17 protein-coding genes are annotated in these 16,003 nt (G+C 61.1%); 11 read left to right on the forward strand and 6 right to left on the reverse strand.

Annotation, left to right across the window (positions count from 1 at the left end; translation table 11 throughout):
• Positions 1-42 precede the first annotated feature (42 nt).
• Positions 43-2,592 (reverse strand): methyl-accepting chemotaxis protein, encoded by a 2,550-nt coding sequence (locus ACIQWP_RS11480; protein ID WP_402786568.1) that lies wholly within the window; start codon positions 2,590-2,592, stop codon positions 43-45.
• 335 nt (positions 2,593-2,927) lie between these two features.
• On the opposite strand from ACIQWP_RS11480, the gene ACIQWP_RS11485 reads away from it, so the two are divergent.
• The 3 genes from ACIQWP_RS11485 to mobB are packed head-to-tail and all read left to right on the forward strand — an operon-like array spanning position 2,928 to position 5,027.
• Positions 2,928-3,839 (forward strand): DMT family transporter, encoded by a 912-nt coding sequence (locus ACIQWP_RS11485; RefSeq protein WP_402786571.1) that lies wholly within the window; start codon positions 2,928-2,930, stop codon positions 3,837-3,839.
• A 10-nt stretch (positions 3,840-3,849) separates the two neighbouring features.
• Complete coding sequence (mobA, locus tag ACIQWP_RS11490; protein ID WP_402786574.1) at positions 3,850-4,500, forward strand: molybdenum cofactor guanylyltransferase MobA; 651 nt, start codon at positions 3,850-3,852, stop codon at positions 4,498-4,500.
• Positions 4,497-5,027, forward strand: coding sequence for a molybdopterin-guanine dinucleotide biosynthesis protein B (gene mobB, locus ACIQWP_RS11495; protein ID WP_402786576.1), 531 nt, complete (start codon positions 4,497-4,499; stop codon positions 5,025-5,027). The genes mobA and mobB overlap by 4 nt, the downstream gene beginning before the upstream one ends.
• Positions 5,028-5,076: 49 nt before the next feature.
• Here mobB and ACIQWP_RS11500 read toward each other — a convergent pair whose 3' ends face one another.
• The gene (locus tag ACIQWP_RS11500; RefSeq protein ID WP_402786579.1) at positions 5,077-7,599 is read right to left on the reverse strand and encodes an OmpA family protein; all 2,523 of its coding nucleotides are present in this window, start codon (positions 7,597-7,599) and stop codon (positions 5,077-5,079) included.
• A 369-nt stretch (positions 7,600-7,968) separates the two neighbouring features.
• Between ACIQWP_RS11500 and ACIQWP_RS11505 the strand changes: the two genes are divergently transcribed.
• The 3 genes from ACIQWP_RS11505 (at position 7,969) to ACIQWP_RS11515 (ending at position 10,500) form a co-directional block, all read left to right on the forward strand.
• On the forward strand, positions 7,969-8,751 hold the full coding sequence (locus tag ACIQWP_RS11505; protein ID WP_402786582.1) for a transporter substrate-binding domain-containing protein: 783 nt from the start codon (positions 7,969-7,971) through the stop codon (positions 8,749-8,751).
• 118 nt (positions 8,752-8,869) lie between these two features.
• Positions 8,870-9,673, forward strand: coding sequence for an ABC transporter permease (locus tag ACIQWP_RS11510; RefSeq protein WP_402786585.1), 804 nt, complete (start codon positions 8,870-8,872; stop codon positions 9,671-9,673).
• A complete protein-coding gene (locus tag ACIQWP_RS11515; protein ID WP_402786588.1) occupies positions 9,670-10,500 on the forward strand; it encodes an ABC transporter permease in 831 nt (276 codons plus the stop codon). Before ACIQWP_RS11510 ends, ACIQWP_RS11515 begins: the two co-directional genes overlap by 4 nt.
• Here ACIQWP_RS11515 and ACIQWP_RS11520 read toward each other — a convergent pair.
• A complete protein-coding gene (locus ACIQWP_RS11520; protein WP_402786591.1) occupies positions 10,490-10,690 on the reverse strand; it encodes a hypothetical protein in 201 nt (66 codons plus the stop codon). The two genes, ACIQWP_RS11515 and ACIQWP_RS11520, sit on opposite strands and share 11 nt — an antisense overlap.
• Here ACIQWP_RS11520 and ACIQWP_RS11525 point away from each other — a divergent pair.
• Positions 10,689-10,955, forward strand: a complete 267-nt coding sequence (locus ACIQWP_RS11525) for an usg protein (protein WP_402786594.1) — start codon at positions 10,689-10,691, stop codon at positions 10,953-10,955. The two genes, ACIQWP_RS11520 and ACIQWP_RS11525, sit on opposite strands and share 2 nt — an antisense overlap.
• Before the next feature lie 48 nt (positions 10,956-11,003).
• Here ACIQWP_RS11525 and ACIQWP_RS11530 read toward each other — a convergent pair whose 3' ends face one another.
• Positions 11,004-11,729: a DUF2270 domain-containing protein gene (locus ACIQWP_RS11530; protein ID WP_402786597.1), complete on the reverse strand. Its 726-nt coding sequence runs from the start codon at positions 11,727-11,729 to the stop codon at positions 11,004-11,006.
• 148 nt (positions 11,730-11,877) lie between these two features.
• On the opposite strand from ACIQWP_RS11530, the gene ACIQWP_RS11535 reads away from it, so the two are divergent.
• From ACIQWP_RS11535 to ACIQWP_RS11550, 4 genes are all read left to right on the forward strand, one after another.
• Complete coding sequence (locus tag ACIQWP_RS11535; RefSeq protein WP_402786600.1) at positions 11,878-12,702, forward strand: methyltransferase domain-containing protein; 825 nt, start codon at positions 11,878-11,880, stop codon at positions 12,700-12,702.
• A 131-nt stretch (positions 12,703-12,833) separates the two neighbouring features.
• Positions 12,834-13,526, forward strand: coding sequence for a glutathione S-transferase family protein (locus tag ACIQWP_RS11540; protein ID WP_402786603.1), 693 nt, complete (start codon positions 12,834-12,836; stop codon positions 13,524-13,526).
• Positions 13,519-13,863 carry an ArsR/SmtB family transcription factor gene (locus ACIQWP_RS11545; protein ID WP_402786606.1) on the forward strand — a complete coding sequence of 115 codons (345 nt, stop codon included), beginning with the start codon at positions 13,519-13,521 and terminating at the stop codon, positions 13,861-13,863. Before ACIQWP_RS11540 ends, ACIQWP_RS11545 begins: the two co-directional genes overlap by 8 nt.
• Complete coding sequence (locus ACIQWP_RS11550; RefSeq protein WP_402786609.1) at positions 13,860-14,336, forward strand: SRPBCC family protein; 477 nt, start codon at positions 13,860-13,862, stop codon at positions 14,334-14,336. Before ACIQWP_RS11545 ends, ACIQWP_RS11550 begins: the two co-directional genes overlap by 4 nt.
• Here the strand turns inward: ACIQWP_RS11550 and ACIQWP_RS11555 are convergent.
• On the reverse strand, positions 14,333-15,133 hold the full coding sequence (locus ACIQWP_RS11555; protein ID WP_402786612.1) for an ABC transporter ATP-binding protein: 801 nt from the start codon (positions 15,131-15,133) through the stop codon (positions 14,333-14,335). The two genes, ACIQWP_RS11550 and ACIQWP_RS11555, sit on opposite strands and share 4 nt — an antisense overlap.
• A gap of 10 nt (positions 15,134-15,143) precedes the next feature.
• Positions 15,144-15,980 (reverse strand): aliphatic sulfonate ABC transporter permease SsuC, encoded by an 837-nt coding sequence (ssuC, locus tag ACIQWP_RS11560; RefSeq protein ID WP_402786615.1) that lies wholly within the window; start codon positions 15,978-15,980, stop codon positions 15,144-15,146.
• Positions 15,981-16,003 lie beyond the last annotated feature (23 nt).

A 16,003-nucleotide genomic window follows, 5' to 3' on the forward strand; every position in this document is an offset into this window, starting at 1 on the left:
CGCTTTTTTTTGATTCCTGGTGCTCTTTCGACCGATGCAGCCTTACGCAGCGCGGTAGCGCGCTTCCGCATCATCATAATTTGGGTAATCCGTCTCGCCATCGCCGGTCCGGAAACGATCGATCTTTTCGGACAGCATATCGACGCGCTGGCGCAGGCCGTGGATTTCGGCATTGTTCTCCTCGACCATGGCCGCGTTGCGCTGGGTGATCAACTCGACTTCGGAAACAGCGCGGGTCACTTCCTCGATGCCGGTCGACTGCTCGGTTGTAGCGGACGAAATATCGGCCACGAGCCTCTGGACCCCGGTAACGTGGCTGATGATCTCCGTCAGCGCCGCGCCGGTCTGCTCGACCAGGCGAACGCCATTCTGCACCTGCGTCGAGCTTGCCGAGATCAGACCCTTGATTTCCTTCGCCGCATTGGCGCAGCGCTGCGCCAGCTCGCGGACTTCCTGTGCCACCACGGCAAAGCCGCGGCCCGCCTCGCCGGCGCGGGCTGCCTCGACGCCGGCATTCAGCGCGAGAAGATTGGTCTGGAAGGCAATCTCGTCGATGACGCCGATGATCGTGGCGATCTTCTCCGACGAGCGGTTGATTTCGCTCATGGCGCCGACTGCCTTGGCCACCACTTCGCCCGATTGCGTCGCATAGGCCTGCGTTTCATTGACGGAGCTCGCGGTCTGCCGGGCGCGATCGGCGGTCGAACGCACGACGTCGCTCAGACGGTGCAGCGCCCGCGAGCTTTCCTCGAGAGCGGCCGCCTGTTGCTCTGTACGCCGCGCCAGATCGTCCGCCGACATGGCAAGATTACCGGTGCCGCCCTTGATCTCTTCAGCGGTGTAGCGAACGTCAGTCAGCGTCTCGCGCAGCGCTTCGATTGCATGATTGTAGGTGAAGGCCATTTCCACGAAGTCCGCGGAGAGATCTTCGCGCATGCTCTCTTCCAGATTGCCGTCGGCAAGCTTGGCGAGAACCTCGGCCAGGGCGTTGAGCGCCTGCTTCTGTTCAGCCTCAATGCGGGCGCGCTCGGCGGCACGGCGGTCCGCCTCCTCCGCAGAGAGCGCACGGGCGCTTTCCGCCTCCCGCTCCAGGCGGACGTTCTCAAGCGCGGCATCGCGGAAGACGCTGACGGAGCGCACCATGTCGCCGATCTCGTCACCGCGATTGCGCCCGTCTATCGCCACTTCCAGATCACCGCTTGCAAGGCGCGTCATGATCTCGCTGACGCGCTTCAGCGGGCCACGGAGGGTCTCCACCAGCATCAGGCCACCGATGATGGCGAGCAGCGTGCCGAGGATCATGGCGATGACCGAGACATTGGCTGAACGCTCGCTGTCTTCCTTGCCGATCTCCTGCGCCTGAGCGACGAAGCTGCGAAGTGACGTCATCGCGTCGGCCAGCATACCGTTGGACTGAACACGTGTCGTCTTCCAGTCGGCTGAGGTCTGCAGCAGATCGGCCGATCCATTCGTCAATCCGTCGATCAATGGCTTCATGTGAGCCGCAAAGTCACGCATGGTGGCGTTCGTCTGGCCGAGCTCCGAAATTCTGGCTGCAACCGTCTGCAGGTCTTTCAGATCCGCAAGCACCGGATCGCGTGAAGCGGCATCGCGGACATTTTCCATGCGCGAGGCATGTAACGTCAGACGGTCGACGAGGCCGAGCGCCTGGTCGACATGATCCAGAAGCTCCTTCTGGCCGTCGATGATCTTGTCGAGACTGACGAAACGATCGGCGGCGGTGTCGCTGTTCTTCGCCGATTGGAGGGTCATCTCGCCCTCGATCTTCACGAAGCTCTGCAGGATCGGGCCCATGGCCTCGACCTTCTGGTCGGGCGTGCCGGAGCCCTTCAGGACCGCATCGAGCTTGTCGGCAGCATCGGAGGCGTTCGCAACGAGGCTGGCGCCGCGCTTCGATACCAGCGCCTTGGAAATGGTGACCTGCTTCAGAATGGCGTCCGCATAAGTGCGCGCATCCGATATTTCTTCGGTGGAGTCGGCGGCCATCTGCACCTGAATGCGCAGATTGCTCATCTTCTCCGAGAGCCCCTTATAGGCAGCGGCATCGTAGAGCAGTTCCTTGGCGAAAGTTTCCTTGTCGCTGAAATCCTTGCGGATGATGTCGATCTGTTTGCCGGCCGCCTTGGCGGTCGCCTCGATGTTCTGGACGGCCTTTTGGATGGCCCCGACGTCGCTATCCTGCTTCTGCCGGATGGACCAGAGCGTGGCTTCCTGCGTGCGCATCTTGGCGGCGAGATCGCTGACCGGAACGATCTTGGCGCGCTGATCGTCGCTCAGCAACCCGCTCAGGCGAAGCACGCCCCGCTCCTGCGCATCGATCTTGTCGGCCAGTCCCTGGCGGGTCTCTTCGGAAGGCGATCCGGTGAATTCCTGCAGGGCGGCCTGCAGATTTTCAAAGTCACTGATGTTTTCAATCGTGGCGCGCGTCACGGTCATATGACCGTTCAGAATATTGGCCGTGTGATAGCCGACGAGGCCCACACCAGCGATGAGAACCACCAGCGGCACCACGAAAATAAGGACCTTGGTGACAATCCTGCGGCCTTGCAAAAGACGATCAATGAAAAACATGCGGCGCCTCAACTGGATTATTAAAAATCTCCAGCGAAGGCGGGATCGTCATTCCTGCTGCGCTGCGGTAGGTGCTTCTGCCTCATGCAAAACCGCTGCGAGCCTCGGGAAATAAGATTGAATAAGAATTAATCCCCCGCCTGAAACCCTTCGCATCGGCAAAAATATTACAACCGACGTATTATTTCGCGACCATTGCGCGAAAAACCGTCTGTTTCGCGACAACTCCACCGCATCGCACAATCGAATTCAACCGCAGTCAAAGGACAAGCGATTCCAATTTGCGGAAAACGGCGCTAATCCAGATGGATATATCGGGGGGACTCATCTTTCTCATGCGACTGACCAAGAATACGCAGGGCGCACTTCTCATGGCCATATCCATGGCCGGCTTTTCCTGCAGCGACGCCTTGTCGAAGTCGGTCATCGTCACGATGAACGCGGGCGAGATCATCTTCATCCGCGGGTTGTTTACGACCCTTTTCGTCTATCTGCTCGCCCGCCGCATGGGTGCGCTGCGCAGCTGGAAGGTCATTCTGCAGCCAATGATTGCGCTGCGGATCGCCTGCGAGGCGCTGGCGGCGATAACCTATATTACCGCCCTTGGAATGATGCCGATTGCCAATGCCTCGGCCATCCAGCAGGCCGTGCCGCTTGCCGTCACGCTCGGCGCGATGATCTTTCTGAAGGAGCCGGTGGGGTGGCGGCGCTGGACGGCGATCATGGTCGGTTTCGTCGGTGTTCTCATCATCATCCGGCCCGGACCGGACGGTTTCAACACCGCGGCGCTGCTCGTCATCACCTGCATGTTCGCGACCGCGGCCCGAGACCTGGCGACCCGCTGCGTCGACAAGGACGTGCCATCGCTGATGGTGACGCTCTGCACCGCAATCTCCATCTCCATATTCGGAGCATTGTGCATCGTTCCCCTTGGTGGCTGGCAACCGGTGGGCACAACGTCGCTTCTCCAGATCCTGCTGGCCTCGGTTCTGGTGCTGATAGGCTATCAGGCGGTCATATTGGCCATGCGCACGGGCGAAATCTCGTTCATCGCACCGTTCCGCTATCTCAGTCTCATCTGGTCGGCTCTGCTCGGCCTGATCGCCTTTGGCGAGATGCCGGACGGATGGTCGATCATCGGTGCGGCCGTTGTCATCGCCTCCGGCATCTATACTTTCTATCGAGAAAGCAAGCGGAGGGCGGCCGAGCCCGTCGCACAGGAATCAAAACCCCGCGTTCCCGCCTGAGGTCGCAATCATGCCCGGCTTCATCGCCAAACCTGAAGACATTCCCGTCGTTCTGCTTGCGGGTGGCCGGTCGAGCCGTATGGGCGTCAACAAGGCGTTCGCATTGCTCGCCGGCGAAAGCCTGCTCGCCCGCATCTCCTCGAAAATCGGAGAACGGCAAAGCAGGCCAATCGCTCTCAATGCGGATACCGATTGGCCTGATGCCATGGGGATGTTGCTTGTCCCCGACAGTATTCCCGGAAAATTGGGGCCGCTTGCAGGTGTGCTCGCCGCAATGCAAGATGCGATATTGCGATATCCGCAAGTCTCGCATGTCGCCACGATCCCCATCGACACCCCTTTCTTTGCGCCCGACCTCATCGCGCGCCTGGCCGATGTCCTCCACGGTCCCGACGAGATTGCCATTGCCGCATCGCTCGGCCAGGATCATCCCGTTTTCGGCCTTTGGCCCGTTTCTGCCGCTACCGATCTGGAGCGATGGATCGTCTCCGACGAAAAGCGCCGCGTCAGGGATTTCCTCGCCCTGCACAAGGTCCTGCAGGTGGAATTTCCTGCAATTGAAACGGCCATCGGCCCTCTCGACCCCTTCTTCAACATCAATACGCCCGCCGATCTCGCCGAAGCCGAGACGTGGCTGGCAGCCTTGGAAAGCATGCCATGACGAAGTCTCGACCAAAAATCTTCGGTCTTGCCGGCTGGAAGAATTCCGGCAAGACGGGACTTGCCGTGCGGCTGGTCACCGAGTTCACCCAGCGCGGCTATCGGATCTCGACGATCAAGCATGCGCATCATGATTTCGATATCGACAAGGTCGGTGCCGACAGTTTTCGCCATCGCGAGGCTGGCGCGCATGAAGTCACCATCGTTTCCGGCACACGCTATGCCATCATGCACGAATTGCGCGGCGAGCCGGAACCCAGTTTCGAAGAGATACTGGCGCGCCTTGCCCCTTGCGACCTCGTTCTGATCGAGGGTTACAAGCGCGAACCCATACCCAAGATCGAGGCCCGCCGGCTGGAAGCGGCCAAATGCGAACCGCTTGCCCCTCAGGACCCCCACATCGTCGCCATCGCCGCCGACCATCCGGTGGAAGACGCCGGCTCGCTTGCCGTTTTCGACCTCAACGATACGCTTGCCATTGCCGATTTCATCGCCGCAAGGGTCGGCCTCGGCAAGCCGCCGACATGAAAAGGCCGCCGGTTTCCCGGCGGCCCCTCGTTTGAATGTAGCCTGACGCTTACCGGTTGGAGGCAACCGGGCGCACCAGCGGCGTGATGCGGCGGATGGTGACGCGGCGGTTCTCCTGCGACGGGCCGGTCGTGTTCACCTTCAGGTACTGCTCGCCATAGCCCTGGGTTACCAGATTTTCGGCCGGAATGCCGTAGACATCCGACAGGACATTGGCGACCGATTCCGCACGCTGGTCCGACAGGATCAGGTTGCTCTGGGCCGAGCCCACGGCATCCGTATGACCTTCGATGAGGAAGGTCTCGGTCGGATCACGCTTGACGATCTTCGATATGCCGTCGGCGACCCCACGCAGAGTGCTCGCCTGCGACATCGGAATGTCGGCGCTGCCCGTTGCGAAGGTGATCGTGTCGAGGTCGATACGGCGGATCTTGTCGCGGATACGAGCCGAATAACGGACTTCGTTGACCGAATAGATACGCTCGACCGGCTCGACCGGCGGCTCGCGCAGGAAGTCGTAATAGTCGGCGTTACGGTTGGATGCCGTATCGATGATGTACTGGCTCAACGGAATGAGCAGGCGCATCGGCGGCAGGCTGTCGCCCGGATCGCGGAAATAGTCGTCATGATCCGGCTGGTCTTCCAGCTCCGGCGAGTAGAACAGCACGTATTCGCGGCCGCGGGCGTCGATGCGCGAGCGCTGGATGATGTCGCCATAGCGGTTGCGAATGGTAACGATGCGATCGCCATCAGGCCGATCGATCGTCTCGCGATAACGATCCCGCGACAATTGCTCATAGTTCGGACGCTCGCCATCACGAACGAAGCGGTCGCTGTCATCGTGGCGAACCACATAGGTGTTGTCGACGTTGATGACGGTGCGATTGTCCTGATTGATGATGGTTTGGACTATCGTTCCTTGCGGCCCCTGCGGCGCGACGAAATCCGGCCGGCGGTCGATCCGGCGCCCCTGCTCGCTGGTCACGGCTTCGATCTTCACGGGCGGCTGTGCCTGGCCTCCACCCGTCACGCGCTGAGCTTCGGCGTCGGATGCCGGCGGCTTCGTATAGGCCGGAGGCGGCTGCTGGCCCGGAACATTCTGTGCCTGACCGTTCTGGCCCTGACCTTGACCGTTTTGGCCCTGCCCACGACCACCCTGAGCTCCCGGAGCGCCGGGGTTCTGGCCGTTGTTCAGATGCTCGCCACGACGAACCGCATCCTTCTGGCTGTCGAGAACGGCGCTGCCGTTTTCAACGGGCAGGATGACCGGGCCCTTGGCGGACGCTGGGTCCTCGGCGATCTTCTTTCGGCGTTCCAGCTCCTGCGGCGAGACCTGCTCGGCCGGAGGCACCTGGATTTCGCCGGCCTGCTGACCGTTGCCGTTGGCCGCCGGAGCGGTCGCACCGCCCTGTGCCGGTGTCTCGGTGCCGTTGGCCGGCTGTTGCTTGCCGGGCTGCGGCTTTGCCTGATTCTCGGGCTGGGTGGGCTCTGCCTGCGGCTCGCCCTTCTGGGCCGGCTGCTGCGGATTGGCAGCGGGCTGCTCGCCCTGCTGCTGATTCTGCGGTTGCTTGCCGTGGGTCTTGTCGCCACCCTTCTGTCCCTGCTGGGCGCCGGGCGTTGCGGGTTGGGCTTCGGGCTGGCCCTGCGCTCCGGGTTGTGCCTCGGTACCCGGCTGAGCCTTGTGACCCTGCGCCGGCTCGCCTGCGGGTGCAGGCTGCTGTTCGGCTGGCTGCTTTGCCGGGTTCTCGGTCTGACCCTGCTGCTTGGGCTGTGGCTTGGCTTCAGGCTGCGCCTGCTTTCCGGGCTGAGCCTCTTGGTTCTGCGGCTGCTGTGCCGCGGGGGCTTCATTCTGCGCCGGCGCAGGCTGTTCCTTCGGCTGAGGCTTGCCCTTGGGCTGCGGCTTGGCTTCAGGCTGGGCCTCTTCGGCAGGCTGCTGTTTTGCCTTCGGCTGCGGAGCCTCGGCCGGCTGTTCCGCCTCGGGCTGCTTGGCTTCCGGCTGTTTGGCCTTCGGCTTCGGCTGAGGCGCTTCCGGCTCGGCCTCGGGAGCAACGGCCTTGGGTTGCGGCTTGGCTTCAGGCTGGGCCTGCGGCTCTTCCGCCGGCTGCTGGCGCTGTTTTTTCGGCTCGGGCGGAGCCTCTGCAGCCGGCTGCTGCTTCTGCGGCTTCGGCTGCTCCTGCTCCGCGGGCTGCTGATGCTCGGCCTTCGGCGGCTGGGCTTCCGGCTGCTGCTGCTTCGGCGCCTTCTGCTGCGGCTCGCCTTCAGGCTCGGCCTGCTTCATCTGGTGCTGCTGTTCCGCGCCACCCTGATGCTTCTGGCCCTGCGGTTCACCCTCTCCGCCTTCGGCGGGCTTCTTGTGCTTGGGCTGCTCTTCGTCAGGCTGCGCTGCCGGCGCTTCCTGCTGCGCCACCTCGAAACTCGAGCTGGCAGCAACGGTGTTCGCGCCAACGATACCATTGTTCAGCGGTGCGATGGGCTGTTCACGAAGCGCCGCTGCTGCTGCCGGCTCGAATGCGAGCGATAGCGAAAGCAGCGGAAACGCGGCGCTGGCAAAAAGTCTGGATCGCTTTCCCATATGGGTCTCCTCTTATGATCTTTGTCCGCCGAATTGCGAATCTCAGCGGGCAAGGCGATTGCCTCAAGATCCCGGCCAATTTTCGGTTCTCATGAGGCTGAATCGCGGCAAGCCGCTATAAGTTCCCGCACTATTAGGTTGCCGCAATTAACCCTGGCTGAACGTAGCGGATGGCTTTCGTTCAGATTTCCCTTTGGCGCGTTCGCATTACGGCGGCATTGCGCAAAGGCGGGTTACCTTCGTAATTCCAGTTGCATTTTCCAAAAAAAAAGTACGAATATCGCCACAAGGCGGGCCACCGGCCCGCTCCACTCGAGCCGTCTGCCAAAAACAATAATGGGCCGCCGGCCACCAACAGAGAGGGTCAATATGCGCATCTCCACTCGTCTTTTTGCCGCTGCATCCTTCGCCGCGATGTCGCTCGTCGCAGGCGCGGCGCTTGCGGACGGCGACACGATCGTCTTCGGCACCGACGCGACCTACCCGCCCTTCGAATCGCTGGAAGCAGGCGGCAAGTTCGTCGGCTTCGACATTGATATAGCCAATGCGCTTTGCGATCAGATGAAGGTCAAGTGCAGCTTCGTGAATCAGGATTTCGACGGCATCATCCCGGCCCTGCAGGCCAAGAAGTTCGACGCCGTCATCTCGTCCATGTCGATCACGCCTGAACGCGAAAAGATCGTCGACTTCACGAACAAGATCTACAATACGCCGCCGGCGATCGCCGTTCCGAAGGATTCGACCATCAAGGAAGCGACCGACGAAGCCCTGAAGGGCAAGTCGATCGGCGCCCAGTCCTCCACGACCCATGCCAACTATGCGACCGTCCACCTGAAGGACGCCGAGCTGAAGCTCTATCCGTCGGCCGACGAATACAAGCTCGACCTCGGCAACGGCCGTATCGATGCCGCCATCGACGACGTCGTCGTCCTGTCGGAATGGGTGAAGTCGGATGCCGGCAGCTGCTGCAAGATGCTCGGCACGCTGAAAATCGACCCGGTCGTCAACGGCGCTGGCGCCGGTATCGCTATCCGCAAGGGCGATACGGCTCTCAAGGACAAGCTGAACGCCGCGATCGCTGCGATCCGCACCGACGGCACCTACAAGAAGATTCAGGACAAGTATTTCGATTTCGACGTCTACGGCGACTGATCGTCCGTCGATTCCCTGGGAAAAGACGACGGCGGAAGCTTGCTCTTCCGCCGTTTTTGTTTGACAACGAGAAGAATATAAGCAGAAACGCGGCAAAAGCCGCTAGGGGAAATACAGCATGAGCGGATTGTTTTCCGCCCTCGGTTCTTTTTGGACCTGGTTGACTACGATTTTTGACCCATTGTGTGGTCCGGCCGGTTTGTTCAGTGTGTTCTTCCAGAACACGATGCTGGCCTGTGGTGATACCGGCTGGGGCGATGAACTGGCCGGTGGCCTGAAGGTTACGATAGCCGTTGCAGTGCTGACGCTGCCGCTCGGGCTCGTCATCGGCTTCTTCGTCGCACTTGCGCAGCAATCGGAAGAGAAGTCGCTGCGGCTTGCCGCCGGCGTGTTCACGACGATTTTCCGCGGCCTGCCGGAGCTGCTGACGCTGTTCATCATCTACTACGGTATGCAGATCCTACTGCAGTCCGTGCTAGCCAAATTCGGCTATGATGGCCCGATCGAGATCAATGCCTTTGCCGCCGGCATGATCGCCCTGGCGATCGTCTTCTCGGCCTATTGCTCCGAGGTGCTGGTGTCCGCCTTCAAGGCGATCCCCAAGGGCCAATACGAAGCCGGCGACGCGCTCGGCTTCCATCGCGTGCGCACGATGCGGTTGATCATCCTGCCGCAGCTTGTCCGCATCTCGCTGCCGAACCTTGGAAATCTCTGGATGAACCTGCTGAAGGACACGTCCTACGTTTCGATCATCGGTCTTGCCGACATCATCAGGCAAACGGGCATCGCCGTGCGCTCGACAAAAGCACCCTTCACCTTCTATTCAATCGCTTGCCTGTTCTATCTGACGTTGGCCGTGATTTCTTCGATCGGTCTCTTCTATCTCGATCGATGGGCCAAACGTGCGGAGGTTCATCGATGAGCCATGCCGAAGTCCTGATAGCGGCACAGCCTGCGCCGCCAAAGGCAGCTAGAAAACTGTCCAAATCCGCCATCGCCGGCTATTCCTTCCTGACCCTATGGGCCATTCTCGGCATCGCCCTGATATCGATGGTCGTGACCGGCTGGGATGTCGACAAGCTCCAGACCTACGGGCCTCGGCTCCTGCATGGCCTCTGGATCACCGTCAAGCTGGTCGCCATATCCTTTGTTCTCGGCGCGATCCTGTCGATACCGCTGGCGTTTGCCCGCATGTCGAGCAACAGGATTCTGAGCACGCTGACCTATTGCTACGTCTATCTGTTTCGCGGCACGCCGCTGCTGGCACAGATTTTCATGGTCTATTACGGCTTTCCGAGCTTTCGCTGGCTCTTCGAGGATATCGGCCTCTGGTGGTTCTTCAAGGACCCCTTCTATTGCGGCGTCTTCGCTATGACGCTGAACACGGCCGCCTATCAGACGGAAATCGTCCGGGGCGCCATCCAGAGCGTGCCGAAGGGGCAGAGAGAAGCGGCAAATGCGCTTGGCATCCACACGTGGATCGCCTTCCGCAAGATCATCATTCCCCAGGCGCTCATCGTGGCGCTGCGCCCCTACGGCAATGAGATCATCCTTCTGATCAAGAGCTCGGCCACCGTCTCCATCATCACCGTCTATGACCTGATGGGCGAGACGCGCTACGCGTTCTCCCGCACCTACGACTACCAGATCTATCTCTGGGCAGCGATTTTCTACCTGGTGATCGTCGAGCTCATGCGCAACGGCTGGGCGCGGATGGAAGGCCGCTTGACCCGGCATCTCAAGCGCTGATCCCGTAAGGGGCGGCGTTGAAGCGCCGCCTTTGGCAGCACTCTCCGATCTTCGCTGCTAACATATTGATTTCTGTGAATAAAATTGCCTTCATGACGGTTTTGTAAAGCTTGAGTTTACCATCAGCTGTTTCCATATCCATGTGACCATGAGTCACGAACAAAAATGGGAACGGAAAGAGAAAGCTCATGCACGACGACATGCAAAAGCAGTTGCAGGGTTATGGGTTGACGACAGCGCAGATCTTCTACCGCCTGCCCGACCATCCGCAATTTCTCCAGACCTATATCTGGCAAGACTATGATCTCGCCCCGAACTTCCCGGAAATGCGCGGCTTCCTGAGATTCTGGCAGGAGACGCTGGATGGGCCGCTCCATTCCGTGCGCTATGTCCATCGCAAGCTGATTTCGGCGACCGAATGGCGTGCGGTGAAGGGGGAGCTCATCCTGCACTGAGGCATGAGGCCGAGTATGTCGCCTTGTTCAGGTGGCGAGCGGCGGCCGTCAGACATGCGCCTCGCCATGGATGAAATCGCCATCGTCAGGCCCGCGATGGAGCGTGCCGTAGAGAATGGCGGCATAGAAGGCGGCGACGAGGATGATGACAACGAAGCCGGGCATCGGTCCGAGGGCCGCATTGTCGGCAATATAGCCCCATGAGCGCGCCTGCTCCTGCGCCAGGGCGTCCGTCTGCAACCTCGGCGTCGAAATCTTCAGGACCCACGCCAGCAGCAGGATCGCATACATCCAGCAGTAATTGCGCCGCAACCGCCGTTGCACCGCCTCGGCATGGCTGAGCAGCAGCCGCGGAGACCGCAGGCTAGCCGCAATCGGCAGAGCCCAGTCGGAATTGAGTTCGGCTTGCGGCGACAGAATCTGCGCAAAATAGTGCCGCTCCAGTTGCCGCACCCGCGAACGGTAGACATCGAAAAAGCGATATCGCCGCGCCTCGATCATCAGCAAAAGCGTGATCAGCATCATCCCGAACAACAGCACGCCGTGATGCGACGACGGCGTCGACAACGATACAGACAGCAGCGCCGCGACCACCGTGATCGCCCAGTTCGACGTCCGGTCGATACGGTCGCGCCAGCTGGTCATTCTCGCCAGTTCGCCTCGATAGTAATGCGTCAATGTGTTGGTGACTTCAGCCGAGGTCGCCGGCAGGGAGGGGCGCACACGCCCTGCTCCATCGCCCGTCGAGCCTCCGGCCGTCAGTTCGGTATCCATTGTCGTTCCTCCCTTATTGATTGTTCTATGCGGATAGCGCCCCCAATTCGCCTTCGCCGAGAGCGATATTCTGCGCCTGCACGGCAAGCATTGCAAAAGCCGCGCAAGCGTCTTAATGCCTGCGTGACAAAAGGAAGGGCCTGGAACCATGGCAAAAAAGAAGATCGACGAAGACGCGCTTGCGGAAGCCTATAACCAGGCATTGGCGCTGGAGAAGGCGGGCGATATCGACGCTGCGGTTCGGGCCTATGAGCACGTTCTGGCCCTCGACCCGGAAGACCATGGCGGCGCAGCCGTGCGCATTGCCTCCATGGGGCGCGGCGAAACGCCGGCAAAGGCGCCCGACGCTTACGTCGAGACCCTGTTCGACCAGCATGCGGAGGTTTTTGAGGACGTGCTCGTGGAGCAGCTCGGCTACCACGTCCCGGTCCTCGTTCGCCAGCGCCTGCAGGCGCTCGGCCTCGGCCCCTTCCAGCGCATGCTCGACCTCGGCTGCGGCACGGGCCTGACGGGCGGCACGCTGCGCGATATCGTCGAGGATATCACCGGCATCGATATTTCCGAGAACATGGTCGAAGTCACCCATGAAAAGGAAATCTACGAAACCCTCTTCGTCGCCGAAGTCGAGGATTTCCTCGAGGACAACGACGAGGATGCTTTCGACCTGATCACCGCAACCGATGTCCTGCCCTATCTGGGTGCGCTGGAACCGCTCTTCTTCGGCGCGGCCGAAAACATGACGCCGGGCGGCCTCTTCATCTTCTCCTCCGAGACCCTGCCGGATGCGACCATGGCCGGCCGGCCCTATATGGTCGGCCCGCACCAGCGCTTCGCCCATTCCGAGGCCTATGTCCGCGAGCGGTTGACCGCGACCGGCTTCGAGCTCGTCGAAATCACCGACATCAATGTCCGTATGGAAGACGGCCGGCCGACGCCGGGCCATCTGATCATCGCCCGCCTGATCGCCGATTGAGACTGCGGATATCTATCGATAGAAATACTTATCCAAAAGGATAAGTATTTTCTTGCGCGGCGGCGCGGGAGCTGATACTTAGCCATTCAGATAAGTATCAGCTCGAACCTTGATCTCGGAAAGGTCGTCGCATGTCCCTTATTCTCTACCAGCATCCCCTCGCCTCATTCTGTCATAAGGTCTTGATGGCGCTCTATGAAAACGGCACGCCGTTCGAAAGCCGCATCATCGATCTCGGCAACGAGGAATCGCGCGCCTCGCTGGTGCGCCTCTGGCCGCTCGCCAAGTTTCCGGTGCTGCGCGATGAAGCACTCGACAGCACCGTCCCCGAGACCAGCATCATCATCGAATATCTCGACCAGCATTATCCGGGAGCCGCACCGCTCCTGCCGACAGATCCGTCCGATGCCCTGTGTGTGCGGCTTTGGGACCGCTTCTTCGATCTCTATGTGCAGGACCCGATGCAGAAAATCGTCGCGGACGTGCGCAGGACTGAGAGGGACCAAAACCCTCGGGGCGTTGCCGAAGCCCAGACCTTGCTGTGCACGGCCTATGGAATGATCGAAAAACAGTTGGACGGGAAGATCTGGATCACCGGCGACCGCCTGACCATGGCCGATTGCGCCGCCGCACCGGCTCTATTCTATGCCGAAACGCTCGTTCCCTTTGGCGAGGAACATGGTCGACTGGAGGCTTATTATCAACGTCTCCTCGACCGCCCCTCCTTCGCGCGCGTGCTGAAGGAGGCCATGCCCTACTTCCATTTTTATCCCTACAGCCAGAAACTGCCGGTGCAATTCCGGCCGGAAAAGCCGAATGCTTGAGGAACCGCAGGCACTCGACCGCATGTTCCAGGCCCTTTCCGATCAGAGCCGCCGCGGCATGATCGACCGGCTCGGACGCGGCCCTGCCTCCGTTACGGAATTGGCGCAGCCATTGGACATGGCGCTGCCGACCGTGATGAAGCATCTGCAGGTGCTCGAGACAAGCGGGCTGGTGCTATCGGAAAAGGCCGGCCGGGTGCGGACCTATCACCTTCGCAAGGAGGCGCTCGCAGCCGTCGAGCGCTGGATTGCCGACCGCAAGGCGTCCTGGAACAGGACCTTCGACCGGCTCGACCTCTTCCTGGCTGACACATCGACGGAGACGACAGGCGAATGAGCGTGAGATCAACGGACCATACGACCATCACCATAGAGCGTCATTTCAAGGCGCCCCTGCCCAAGGTCTTCAATGCCTGGGCAATACCCGAGCAGAAGCGGCAATGGTTTGCCTGTCATGAAGGCTGGAAGCCGCTGGAGTTTCAGCTCGATTTCCGCACCGGCGGCAGTGAACGCAATCGCGTCGCCTCGGCGGATGGCGTCGTGCATGCCTATCAGGCGCGCTATATCGACGTCGTCCAGAACGAGCGCTTCATCTACGCCTTCGACATGATGCTCGACGATAAGCGCATCTCTATATCGCTCGCGACCGTCAACTTCGCCCAGGAGCTCGGCGGCACGAAGATGACGTTCGTCGAGCAGGTCGTGTTCCTCGACGGCTACAGCGACAACGGCTCGCGGCTGATGGGCACCGAAATCGGCTTCGATAATCTCAGGCTCTTCGTCGAGGGAGACGATACGAGAGCGAATTAACCCCGAACTTCGCCAAGGATGGCCGCCAGAAGCTGCCCTTCGAGTTCCGCAAGCGCCGGATTGCCGTGACGGCGCGGATGCGGATAGGGAATGGCGAGGTCGAGCACGATCCGTCCCTCGTCCAGCACCACGACGCGATCGGCCAGATGCACGGCTTCGCTGACGTCGTGCGTCACCAGCACCGCGGTAAAGCCAAGCTCGCGCCAGACGCGGTTCAGCAATTCCTGCATGCTGATGCGGGTGAGCGCATCGAGCGCGCCCAGCGGCTCATCGAGCGCGAGGATGCCGGGCTTGCTGACGAGCGCTCGCGCAAGTGCCACGCGCTGCTTCTGGCCTCCGGAAAGGCTGGAAGGCCATTCGCCTGCCTTCTCGGCGAGCTGCACCTCGGAAAGAACGGACGCAGTCTCCTTGCGCAACACCTCCTTGGGCACACCCTCACCCAGACCGACGGCGACATTGTCTGCAACCGAGAACCAGGGCAACAGGCGCGGCTCCTGAAAGACGATGCGCGTATTGGGCTGCGCGTCGCTGCCATTGACCGCTTCGAAACGCAGATGGCCGGCACTCGGCTCTTCCAGCCCCATCAGGATACGCAGCAGCGTGCTCTTGCCGCAGCCGCTCTTGCCGATGACGGCAACGAACTGGCCGGCGGCAATATCGAGGTCGATGCCGCGCAGAACGCGGTTGTTTCCGAAGCTCTTATCCAGACCCTTGATATGGATGGCCGCGGCGCCCGCAGCCTGCGGTGCAGAGTTTTCGGCTTCCGCCCGTGGGCGGTCGAGTGCGTTGACGCTCATGGGAGGTTCCTCAATTCTGATAGGCCGGGTTCCAGCGCAAGGCCCTGCGCTCGATCGTCCGCGCGACGACATCGGCGAGCTTGCCGAGGATGGCGTAGATCACCAGCGTCAGGACGACGACGTCGGTCATGCCGAACTCGCGGGCGTTGTTGGCCATATAGCCGATGCCCGACGATGCCGCGATCGATTCCGCGACGATGAGCGTCAGCCACATGATGCCGAGGGCGAAGCGCAGCCCGACGAGAATGGACGGAAGCGCAGCCGGGAAGATGACCTTCCGGAATAGCGTCCAGTTGCTCATCCCGTAGACCCGTCCCATCTCGATCAGACCGCGATCGACATTGCGAACGCCGTGATAGGTGTTGAGATAGATCGGGAAGAGCACGCCGAGCGCCGTCAGAAACAGCTTCGATTCCTCGCCGATCCCGAACCAGAGAATGACCAGCGGCACCATGGCGAGGTGCGGAATGGTCCGCAGCATCTGCAAGGTGGTGTCGGTCAGCTGTTCCGACAGCCGCGACACGCCATTGGCGATGCCGAGCAGAAAGCCGATCGAGCCTCCGACCAAGAGCCCCGCAAAAGCGCGGCCGGCGCTGACGAGGATGTTGTTCGGCAGCTGTCCGGAGATCGTCGTCTGCCAGAAGGCGACCACGACCGCCGCAGGCGACGGCATGATGCGGTTGGAAATCCATCCGAACGATGAACCGAGCTGCCATGCCGCAATGACGACGACCGGCAGCAGGAACGGCAGAAAGCTCTGAAGCGAGATGGTCTGCCGTGCAACCTTGGCCGGGCGCGTGCGCCGTTCCGAGCCCACGCGGACGAAGGACGTGTCGAATGCCGACATGGGAGTCTCCTTGGAAGGATAGC

The organism is Rhizobium sp. NPDC090279, from assembly GCF_044769665.1.
Taxonomy (GTDB): Bacteria; Pseudomonadota; Alphaproteobacteria; order Rhizobiales; family Rhizobiaceae; genus Rhizobium.